The organism is Selenomonas sp. KH1T6 (genome assembly GCF_900108415.1).
GTDB lineage: Bacteria > Bacillota > Negativicutes > Selenomonadales > Selenomonadaceae > Selenomonas_B > Selenomonas_B ruminantium_A.
This window is the reverse complement of record NZ_FNWN01000001.1, coordinates 201,817-213,922: the sequence shown is the minus strand read 5'-3', so window position 1 is coordinate 213,922 and position 12,106 is coordinate 201,817. Positions and strand designations below refer to the sequence as shown.

Annotated in this window: 1 protein-coding gene; it reads left to right on the top strand. The window is 53.2% G+C overall.

All coding sequences use genetic code 11. The annotated features are described in order from the left end of the window. The first annotated feature begins 7 nt into the window (after positions 1-7). Positions 8-12,055, top strand: coding sequence for a non-ribosomal peptide synthetase (locus BLW59_RS00955; RefSeq protein ID WP_074695387.1), 12,048 nt, complete (start codon positions 8-10; stop codon positions 12,053-12,055). The last annotated feature ends 51 nt before the right edge of the window (positions 12,056-12,106 follow it).

Genomic DNA, 12,106 nt, shown 5'->3' with positions numbered 1-12,106 from the left:
GGATCGTATGGAAAATATCATCCTTTCATGGCGGAAGCAGGTGGAAAAGCAGGGGAGTATGGTGGCTCTGCATGACCCTAGGACAGGCATAGCTCTCACCTATGGTGAGCTTGATGAAAATGCCCGTCGTATCGCCGCCAGGCTGAAAAGTGACGGCGTGGAAAAAGGCGATACTGTGATAATCACTGCCTCCCGCAGCGCAGGGTATATCGAGGCTGTTTTTGGAGTGCTGATGGCAGGCGGCGCTTATGTGCCCTTGTCTGACCATTACCCTGAGTCCCGCGTAAAATATATTGCCGATGATTGCGGCGCAAAAGTTCGGCTTGATGACGAGTATATCCGCCTGGCGGCAGAAGTGGCTCCTTTGTCTGAAGCTGAAAATATCTTGCCAGAAGACAGGGCCTTGATAGCTTATACTTCTGGCTCCACGGGCAAGCCCAAGGGCATTGTCCACACCCACATAGGGATAGCCAGGGCTATTGAGCGGTGGAACAAGCTGGTGGCATATTCACCTGAGGATGTCTACGGCATTGACGGCTCTTTCAATTTTATCGTGCATGTTTATGATATTTTTGCCTGCTTGACCAGCGGGATACCGGCGGTGCTGGTACCCGAAGATCTGCGGGGAGACCCGGCGGAACTGGCGGACTTCATTGACAAGCACAAGATCAGTATAGTTGTCATTGCTCCCAAGGTCTTGAAATATTTCACCAGGCAGGGTGAAAGCCTGCGTCTGGTGATAACGGTGGGAGAACGCCTGACAGGTGTCTGTGGCGAAGGTTTCCAGATTCTTGAGATGTATGGCACCACTGAGACTCTGGGCCTGGCTACTTATTTTTGGGTGGACATGAAGTATGACAATACTCCCATTGGCCAGTCTGCTTCTGATGTGGCGGTTTACCTGTTGGATGAAAAGGGGCAGCTGGGAGATGAAGGGGAAATCTGTGTTGCCGGGGAAGTTGGGCATGGTTACCTGAATCTGGCAGAGCAGACTGCAAAGACATTTGTGCCCAATCCTTTCAAGGAGCAGGATGGTTTCGCTGTGCTGGTGCATACTGGCGACTTGGGACGTCGTCTGCCCGATGGCAAGATAGAATATGTCAACCGCAAGGACTGGATGGTGAAAATCAACGGCCAGCGGGTGGAACCGGGAGAGATTGAAGAGGAACTCCGTGGCATTGAGGGCATCACGGATGCCGCAGTCAGGGATTTCACGGACAGCACGGGGGAAGTCTTTCTGGCAGCCTATTACACCGCCGAAACATCAAAAGGTGAGGATGAGTTGCGCAAAACCCTGGCAAGGGTCCTGCCCTCTTATATGGTTCCGGCTTATTTCCTGCGCCTTGATAAAATGCCCCTGAATGCCAGTGGCAAGCTGGACAGGCAGGCGCTGGCAAAGCCTGAAGTCACCCATCCCGTCCGTCCCATTGACCCTCCGCAGAATGAGGAGCAGGCGAAGGTTCTGGCGGCAGTGGCGGAGATTGTGGAACATAAGAATTTTGGCATCAGTGATGATCTCTTTGCCATTGGCTTGTCTTCCATTGGTGTCATCCGTCTGACAGTGAATTTGGCTGAAATTTTTTCTGTGCCTGTGACCGTGGGAGAGATCAGGAAAAATCCCACCGTCAGCGAATTGGCGCAGCTGCTGGCTGCTAAGGAACCTCAGGCTGATTATGACATTTTGACAGATTATCCCCTGAGCCAGACCCAGAAGGGAATTTTGGTGGAAAGCCTGGCTCATCCGGACACTACCATTTATCATTTGCCCACGCTGTTCCGCCTGTCTCCCAAGGTGGATATCATGCGACTGAAGATGGCAGTGGAAGAAACTATTGGAGCCCACCCCTACCTGAAGGCCAGGCTTTTCGCCACGGAGGAAGGAAATTACCGCGTCCGCAGGGATGATGAAGCGCCTGTGACGGTGGAAATCATGCAGGTGGATGAACTGCCTGCGCAGCTGGCTGTGCCTTTTGATTTTGCCGGAGGTTTTCTTTTCCGTGCCGAAATCTACGTCACGGGTAAAGATAATTACCTTTTCCTGGACTTCCACCATATTATTTTTGACGGTACCAGCTGCAGGATCCTGCTGGATGATATCAACGCGGCCTATGCAGGTGAAAGCCTTGAGAAAGAAAGTTACACGGGCTATGAGTGGGCTCTGGATGAAGAGCAGCTTCGTGGCACCGGGGAATATGACGAGGCCAAGGACTATTGGGAAAAGCTTTTGGCTGATGCACAGCGTGGCATGCTGCCCGAGGGCATTGTCCATAAGGCAGGTGAAGGAAAACATCTGGATGTGATGGCTGACAGCCTTGATTTGGCTGCCATCAAGGAATTTTGCCGTGTGCATGAGCTTACGGAAAGCGCCTTTTTCAATGCTGCCTTTGCCTTTGTGCTTTCCAGATACGAATACAGCGATGAAGCCATCTATACTACCCTTTGGAACAGTCGGAAGGATTCCCGCCTGCAGCGGGCTGTGGTCATGCTGGTGAAGACCTTCCCCGCTCTGGCGAAGATTGACGGAGCAGCTAAGGTAAGCGATTTCATTAGGGGAATGGGCCGGCAGCTGGGGGAGAGCATGGCCCATGACCTCTATTCCTTCGCAGAAATCTGCACATCGCTCGGCATTCGGGCTGATATGTTCTTAACCTATCAGGGGGATTATCTGGATTTCCATACCGTCGGTGGCGAGGAGGCCGAGCTTTGCCCGGTGGCAGTTGACACCATCAAGGCTCCACTGGATGTGGAAGTTACTGTAAAAAAGGGCATGGTCAATATTTCCTGCGAATATGAGCAGCAGCGATACAGTGAGAATTTTGTGCGGGGCTTTATTTCCTGCCTGATTCAGGCAGCCCGTGAATTCCTGTCCAAAGAAAACGTGAAGGATATCAGTCTGCTGGATGAGGCAGCCAAAGCCAGGGTGGAGAGTTTCAATGCTACGGATTATCCTGTGGAACTGAAGCACGTCCATGGGCTCTTTGAGGAACAGGTACGCAGGCACCCAGACAAAGTGGCAGTCATCGCCGGGAACGATAGCCTCACTTATGCCCAGCTGAATGAACGGGCTAATATGATCGCCAATGCTCTGGTGAGCCGCGGCCTGGCCAAAGAAGAAATCGTAGGCATGATTATGCCCCGCACTGTGGATGCCATGGCTGTTGAGTATGGCATTTTGAAAGCAGGCGGCGCCTTTTTGCCCATGCTGCCGGACTATCCCGATGACCGCATCGACTACTGCCTGACTGATGCCAAATGCCGCTTTGTCATCACGCCGGAGTCCTTCATGGAAGAAAGGCAAATGCTCTTTGCGGAGCGTCCGTATCATGGCCTGACCATAGAATCCCTATATGGCGAAAATAACTGCCAGAATCCGAAGCTTGATATCAGTGCCGATTCTCTGGCCTATGCCATCTATACCTCAGGTTCCACAGGCAAGCCCAAGGGAGTAATGATCACCCACGGCAATCTCTGCAATTTCCTGCATGCCAATGAGAAAAATGAGGAATGCCGAAACTATGTTTCTTATGGTCGGGTGGGGCTGTCAGTGGCTTCGCTTTCCTTTGATTTTTCCATTATGGAGCTGCATTTGCCTCTGACCCACGGCCTGACCCTCTGCATAGCCAGCGAAGATGAGATCACCAATCCGCTGCTGTTGGCAGAAACCATTCGGAAGCATCAGGTGGATATCATCGCAGGCACGCCTTCTTTCCTGGGCAGCCTGCTGGCCATTCCCGAGGCGGCTGAAGCTTTGCGAAATGTAAAAATGTATGATACAGGCGCGGAGGCTTTCCCGCCGGCGCTTTATAAGAATCTGCGGGCGGCCAGCCCTGAAGCAGTCATTGTGAATGGCTATGGTCCTACAGAAGCCACCATCAGCTGTATTTCTAAGGTGGTTGAGTCCGGCGAGAATATCACTATCGGCCGCCCTGCTGCCAATGTCAAGGCGTGGATTATCGATCGTGCTGGTCATCTGTTGCCTCCTGGTGCCAGAGGGGAGCTCTGCATTGGCGGTCTGGGAGTAGGCCGTGGCTATATCGGCCTGCCAGAAAAAAATGCCGCCGCCTTCATTAGCCTTCAGGGGCAGAGGGCCTATCGGACAGGGGATCTGGCACGCTTGGCAGATAACGGCGAAATTGAATTCTTCGGCCGCCTGGACAATCAGGTGAAACTGCGGGGACTGCGCATCGAGCTGGACGAGATTGAAAACGTCATTGCTTCCTATCCCGGCATTGACCGCTGCATTGTGCTGGTTTGGGACAAGGAGGCAGGGGACCCCTTCCTCTGCGCCTGGTTCACGGCAAACAAGGAAATTGGCCTTGCAGAACTCAAAGCCTATGTGGCAAAGAGTCTGGCCAAGTACATGATTCCCTCTGTCTTTATGCAACTGGAGTTTGTTCCCATGACCTCCAACGGCAAGGTAGATAAAAAAGCTTTGCCTGCGCCTGTGCGCCAGCAGACAGAAGAAATCATTCCACCGCAAAACGAGCGCCAGCAAAGGATTTTTGACCTGGCCGTTGAGGTCTTGGGGCATAAGGAGTTCGGCATTGCTACGGACCTTTACGAGACAGGGCTGTCTTCTCTGGGAGCCATCCGCCTGAATGTGTTGCTGTCCAAGGCCTTTGAAGTGCCTGTAACTACTCGTGACCTGCGGGACAACTCCACGGTGGCAGCACTGGAGACCTTTCTGTCTGCCCGCGAGCCTCTGGAGAACTATGCTCTTTTACCTGATTACCCCCTCACTAAAAACCAGGAAGGTGTCCTGGTTGAATGTATGGAGAATCCCCATACCACGATGTACAACATTCCAATTCTCTTCAAGCTGTCACCCAGGGTGGAAATCCCACGGCTGAAAACTGCCTTGGAGACGGCTTTGGCTGCCCATCCCTGCCTTAACACCGTCTTTTTTGCTGATGACAGTGGCAATTTCCGTGCCAGAAGGAATGATGGCCTTGCGCCAGTAGTGGAAGTCATCAAAACTGACCATCTGCCTGACACGCTGGTCATGCCCTTTGAGGTGGCAGGGGACAGGCTTTATCGCGCCAAAATCTACGAAACCACAGCTGGAAACTATCTCTTCATGGACTGCCACCATCTGATTTTTGACGGCACTTCTACAGCTGTCCTGCTGGGAGACATGAACGCTGCTTATGCAGGCGCTGAGGTGGAGAAGGAAAGTTATACCGGCTTTGAACTGGCCCTGGACGAGGAAAAGCTTCGCAACAGCAAGGCCTATGAGGAGGCCAAAAACTACTATGACAACCTGCTGACAGAGGTGGACAGGGAGATGCTGCCGCCGGGGGATGTTGAAGGCCAGCAGGAAAGAGCGGCCAGCCTGACTTACGAGACACAGCTGAAGCTTCAGACCATCAGGGAGTTCTGCGCCAGGCAGAAGATTACGGAAAATGCCTTCTTCCACGGGGCCTTTGCCTATGTGCTGACCAAATTCACTGGCAGGGAGGAAGCTTTCTATGCCACCGTCTACAATGGCAGGAACGATTCGCGCCTGAGCAGGGCAGTGGCCATGCTGGTCAAGACCTTCCCCATTTGCCTGCCTGTGCAGGAGGAAAGGGGAATCCTGGATTTCTTGCGGGAAGCCGGAAAGCAGCTGCAGTCCGGCATGGACAATGATATTTTCTCCTTTGCGGATATTGCCCATGCTCATGAGATAAGGGCTGACCTGCTCTTTGTCTATCAAGGGGAAGGCTTTGTGCAGGAAAAAATCTGTGGAGAAGAAGCAGAATTCTGCCAGCTGGCCCTTGATGCGGCCAAGGCCCCTCTGGAGATCCATGTGCATGGCAGAGAGGGCCAGGTGGCCTTTACCTGCGAATATCGCAGCGACAGGTACAGTGAGGAATTTGTAAAGAGCATTCTGGACAGCCTTGCCGAAGCTGCCAGGGAATTCCTGAACAAGGAAACTCTGGGTGAAGTTTCGCTGCTGAGCCGTGAGGCTGAGGCGAAGCTGGACAACTTCAATAAGACGGAAGTTCCCTACGACAATAGTCAGACTGTCATTTCCCTGTTTAGCAAGGCCGCCCGGGAGCATGCAGGGCGCACGGCAATTATCTTCAATGATAAGAAGTATACCTACGCCGAAGTGGATGAGCTCTCGGAGAAGATAGCGGCTTATGTGGCTAATAAAGGCTTGGGGCGTGGCGATGTGGTGTCCATCATGATTCCCCGCTCGGAGTATATGTATATTGCGTCCCTGGGGGTGCTGAAGGCGGGCTGCGCCTATCAGCCGCTAGATATCACCTACCCGGCGGAGCGGTTGAAGTTCATGGTGCAGGATGCTTCTGCCAAGCTTCTGATTGCAACAGAAGAGCTGCGTCCGCTCCTGACTGATTATCAGGAAGAGGTGCTGTTCCTGCAGGATATTCCCGCCTTGCCTATGCCTGCTGCCCCCGTGGCAGCAGAAATCGTGCCGGAGGATATCTTCATCCTGCTCTACACTTCCGGGTCTACCGGTACGCCCAAGGGAGTGAAGCTGACCCATAAGAATCTTGTCTGCAATATCAACTGGTACAGGAAATATTATGGCATCACCCCGGAGGACTGCTGCGGTGAGTATGCCAGCTACGGCTTCGATATGCATATGTATGACACCTATGCCGCCTTTGCAAGTGGTGCAACGGTTGCCATTGTGCCAGAGGACATTCGCTTGGATCTGCAGGCAGTGAATGCCTATTTTGAAATTCATCATGTGACGCATGCTTTCATTACCACTCAGGTAGGTCGCCAGTTTGTGGAAAACATTGACAATCATGGCTTGAAGGATGTCACAGTGGCTGGCGAGAAACTCGTCACGGTAGAGCCGCCGAAGAATTTCAGGCTTGTCAACGGCTATGGTCCCACCGAAACCACTATGCTGCTGACGATTTTCCAGGTCGAAAAGGTCATGTCCAATATTCCCATTGGCAAGCCTTTAGACAATGTGAAGGTCTATGTGGTGGACAACAATAGGCGGCGTGTACCCGTCGGCGCTCTGGGTGAGCTTTGGGCTGCAGGCCCTCAGGTGGGGGCTGGTTATCTAAATCGCCCCGAAAAAACAGCTGAGGTTTTCGTGGCAAACCCTTGGGACAAGGGAGAATATGGCCGTGTTTATCGCACCGGGGATATTGTGCGGTATCTGCCCGATGGGAATATCGAGTTTATCGGCCGCCGGGACGGTCAGGTGAAGGTTCGCGGCTTCCGTATCGAGCTCACCGAGGTGGAGGCGGTTATCCGCGAATATCCAGGAGTGAAGGATGCTACGGTGGCGGCTTTTGACCATCCAGGGGGCGGCAAATTCGTGGCTGCTTATGTGGTGGGAGATGCGGAACTTGATTTTGCGGCTATAGCCGATTTTATTCGGGAGCGCAAGCCCCCCTATATGGTGCCGGAAACCTTCACCCAGCTGGATAAGATTCCCCTGAACCAGAACAGCAAGGTGAACCGTCGTGCCCTGCCGGTGCCGGAACTGTCTGTTGTTTCTGAAGTGGAAGAGGACGCTTCCCGTCCCGTCAATGCACTGGAGAAAGAGCTCCAGCAGCTGGTGGGAGAGATTACGGGACAGGACCATGTGCCTTTGAGCATTCCTTTGGACAGGGCCGGGGTGTCCAGCATTGGCCTCATTCGCCTGGCTGCCATGCTTTACAAGAGGTACGGCTTCAGTATGCCTGCCAAGAAGTTCAAGGGCATCAGCCTGCTGGGGCTGGAAAATGAGATGCTGGCGGCCTGGATGTCCGGCAGCGTAAGCGGTGCGACTTCAAAGGAACCTTTGGGAGAGCTGGAAGCAGGGGAGGAAGAATTTGTTCCCTATCCCTTGAGCGCGGCCCAGATGGGGCTTTACATGGAGTGCATGAAGAATCCCGAAAGCACAGCCTATAATATCCCCTCGGTGCTGGAATTTTCCCTTGACACTGATGAAGATGCTGTGGCTGCAGCTCTTGAGCGTGTGCTGGCAGCCCATCCGTCATTGAACGTTCATTTTGGCATGGTGGATCATAATGTCATGACAGTCAAAAATGAAGACAGGGAAATTGTTGTTCTGAAGCTTGAAAAGACGGAGGAAGAGTGTCAGGAATTCAGGAGCAAATTCCCCAGGCCCTTCCTTTTGAACAAATTGCCTTTGTGCATCTTCGTCTTTGTGAGGACTGAGAAATCCCTTTACCTTTTTGTGGATTTCCACCATTTGATATTTGATGGTTTTTCCTTGAATCTCTTTATGCAGGATTTTACTGCCGAGCTTGAGGGAAAGACTTGTTCCCGTGAGACTGCAAGCTATGCAGATTTCGTGAGGCAGCAGCAGGAACTTCTCGCAGGGGAAGGCGCCGGGGAATTTGATGTTTATTTTGGCAAGCTACTGGCCGATTACGATTCTCCCTCCAGAATCACGCCGGACCTGCCAAAGTCAGACGAGCCGGGCAAGGCCCAGCGGGTGCGTTTTGCAGTGTCGCAGGGATGCGTAGACCAAGTCTTGCAGCGCACGGAGGTTTCGGAAGCAGCCTTTTTCCTGGCGGTGCTCTACTATGTGACCGCCAGACTCACCAGTTCTGACCAGGTGTATATTTCCACGGTTTCCTCTGGGCGCAGCGATGCCAGATTTGCAGAGACCTACGGCATGTTTGTCAATACTTTGCCTCTGGCTTCCAGGCTGGGTGACGGGACTGTGGATGATTATATCCTAGAGACTGCCCGGGGACTTGAGGCGGCTGTGGCTCATGAGGACTATCCCTTTGCCTGGCTGGCGGACAAGTGGGACTATTCCGTAGAGGTGATGTATACCTATCAGCGCGGTGTTATCAGGCAGTTCGCCGGACAGGAGGGCGGCAGCAGGCTGCCAAAAATCCCGGGTCTGGTATTCGTCAGCGCGGGAAACCTCGATACTCCGAAATTCCCCTTGGATATACAGGTTATTGACGGTGAGGATTCGCCTGTTCTTGAGATTGTTTACAATGATGCTCTATATTCTGCTGAGTTGGCAGAGAATATAGGGCGTTACTGCTGCACTGTGCTGCAGCGATTCGCAGAAAACGGTGGGGCACGCCTGCGCAGCATTTCCCTGGTGGATGAACATGAAAGGCGTTTGCTGAGGGATTTCTGTACCGTTCCCGAAGCGAGGAAAGTTCCCAAGGATACGTTCTTCTTCTCCAATATGGAAGAGTTTGCACGGGAGTACCCAGAACGCACGGCTCTGATTGCCACGGATGGCACCTTTACTTACAGGGAATTTGACACCATCACCGACCGGGTGGCCAATGCCCTTATCAAGCGGGGTGCAAAAGTGGGGGGCAGGGTGCTTATCCTGCTGCCCCGCACCTCCAGAGCGCTTTTTGCCTTTTACGGAGCCAGCAAGGCGGGGTTGGGCTATATTCCCTTTGATCCAACTTATCCGGCCGAGCGGGTGAATATGGTCATCGAAGATTCTGATGCCCAGTTTGTCATCACTACTGCCGATATGCTGCCCAGATTCGCTGACAAATGCGCTATTGATGTGGAGGAACTGCTGCTGGAAACTGATGAGACCAAACCCCGTGTGCCTCTTACCCAGGAGCATATTTCCTATTTCATCTACACCTCAGGTTCCACAGGGCGGCCCAAGGGTGTCATGCTTACCCACGGGGGTATGGCCCATTATGTGGCCAATATGCCAAATAAGGAAATGGTGAATGCCCTGCGGGATTATTGCTCGGTCTATGCCTGCATCACCACCCTGTCCTTCGATATGTCTGTCATGGGTTATTCCCTGGCGCTGGCCAATGGGCTGACGGTTTATTTCGCCAATGAGGAAGAGTGCAACAATGCCGATCTCCTGGCGGCGCGGATGATGGAGACTCATGCTGATGTTATCAGTGATGTGCCCTCAAGAATCTATACCTTGATTGGCTCAGAGGCCTTCAAGAATGCACTCAGGACCTATGGCAAGCTGGTGATCTGTGGTGGCGAGAAGTATTCGGAAAAGCTGATGAACGCACTTAAAGAAGTGGTGCCACATCCCATGAATATCTATGGACCTTCGGAAATCACCATTTCCTGCAACGAGCATGATATGGCCAAGGAGGAGCTTATTACCGTGGGCAGGCCTACCCCTGGTGTGACCGAGTATGTAGTGGACACGGATGGCAATGAACTGCCCATTGGTGTAGTAGGTGAAATTTATATCGGTGGCTGGGGCGTGGGAGCAGGGTACAACAACCTGCCAGAACTGACGGCGGAGAAATTTATCAGTTACCGGGGCGAGCGGATCTATAAGTCCGGTGACTATGGCCGCTGGCGAAAAAATGGCTATCTGGAGATAATTGGCCGCAAGGACAACCAGATCAAGCTCAGAGGGCTGCGCATTGAACTTGATGAGGTGGAAACGGTGCTGGCCCAGCAGCCGGGCATGAGGCATACGGCCGTGAAGATTGAGAAGATCAACGGCATCGAGCACCTCTGCGCCTGGTTCACCAATGAGGACAAGGTAGATATCCCTCAGTTGAAGGCAGCGCTGGGCAAGACCCTGACTGCTTATATGGTGCCCACTGCTTACATGCAGATGGAGTCCATGCCCTTTACCCCCAACGGCAAGCTTGACCTTAAACATCTGCCGGTGCCGGAAGTCTTTCGGGCAGGAGGCGATGCGGCCCGGACTCAGACAGAAAGGGATTTCTGCGAGATTTTCTCAGAGCTTTTGAACGTGCCAGAGGTGCTTGCTACTGAGAGCTTCTTCGAGCTGGGAGGGACTTCCCTCCTGGTGACGAAGGTGGTCATCGAGGCCGGCAAACGGGGCTACAATATCGTCTTTGGCGATGTGTTTCAGAAGCCCACTCCCAGGGCGTTGGCAGCCATCTTTGAGGAAAATACGGAAGTGCCCCAGGAGGAGAGGGATAAAGAGGTTGAGGATTACGATTACACGGCAATCAATAATCTTCTGCAGCGGAACACGCTAGAAGCTTTCAAGGGTGGCAAGGCTCTTCCTTTGGGCAATGTGCTCCTGACGGGAGCCACCGGCTACCTGGGTATGCATATCCTGCATGAATTGTTGGAAAACACCGAAGCCAAGGTTTACTGCCTGCTGCGTGCCAAGGGGGGACGACGGGCTGAGAACCGCCTGCATGCGCTCTGCTTCTACTACTTCCAGAATGCCTATCGGGAGTTGGAAGGAAAACGTCTTTTCGTAATAGAGGGGGATGTCACTGATTCCGCTGCCTTTGAGGGGCTGGAGGACTGCCAGATTGACACTGTCATCAACTGCGCGGCCAGCGTCAAGCACTTTGCTCACGATAGCCGCATAGAGGACATCAATGTGGGCGGGGCCAGGAATGTGATTAAGTTTTGCCTTGAGAAGAAGGCAAGGATGATCCAAACCTCCACCATGAGCGTTTTGGAGACGGGGTACAAGGATAATCTGCCCAACCATGGCCAGCCTACGGAGCAGACCTTGTACTTCGGACAGGACCTGACCAACAAGTATGTTCATTCCAAATTTCTGGCAGAGCGGGCGGTGCTGGAAGCAGTGGTGCAGCAGGGGCTTTCTGCCAAAATCATGCGCTATGGCAACCTTGCTTCCAGAGCCAGCGACGGTGAGTTCCAGATCAACTTTGCTTCCAATGCTGCCATGGGCATGCTGAAGGGATATGCGGCTCTGGGCTGTGCAGCCTATGACCAGCTGGACAGGACTGTGGAGTTCTCGCCCATTGATGCCGTAGCCAGGGCAACCGTGGCTCTTTCGCAAACGCCGGATGAATGCCGTATCTTCCACGTCATCACTGACCAGTATATTCCTATGGTACATGTTTTCCGGGAGATGAGAGCCATGGGGCATCCGGTGGAATTTGTAGAGCCTGAAGTCTTTGCTGAAGTCTTTGCCAGGGCACAGAGCAATCCCAGGAAGGCTCCAAGGCTGACCAGCCTTATGGCTTATGCCCATGGCGCAGGTGACAGGGAGCGGGTGCGTCTCTCCATGAGCCGGGAGTACACCCTGCAGGTGCTCTATCGTCTGGGGCTGGCCTGGCCGGTTACTTCTTGGGATTACTTGCGGAAGTTCATGAATGTGCTGAATGGTCTGGGGTTCTTTGATGAAGCATGGGATTGAGGAATCTCTGGCGGGGGCTTTGGGTCCCCGTCGGGGAGCAATGAAAGGAGA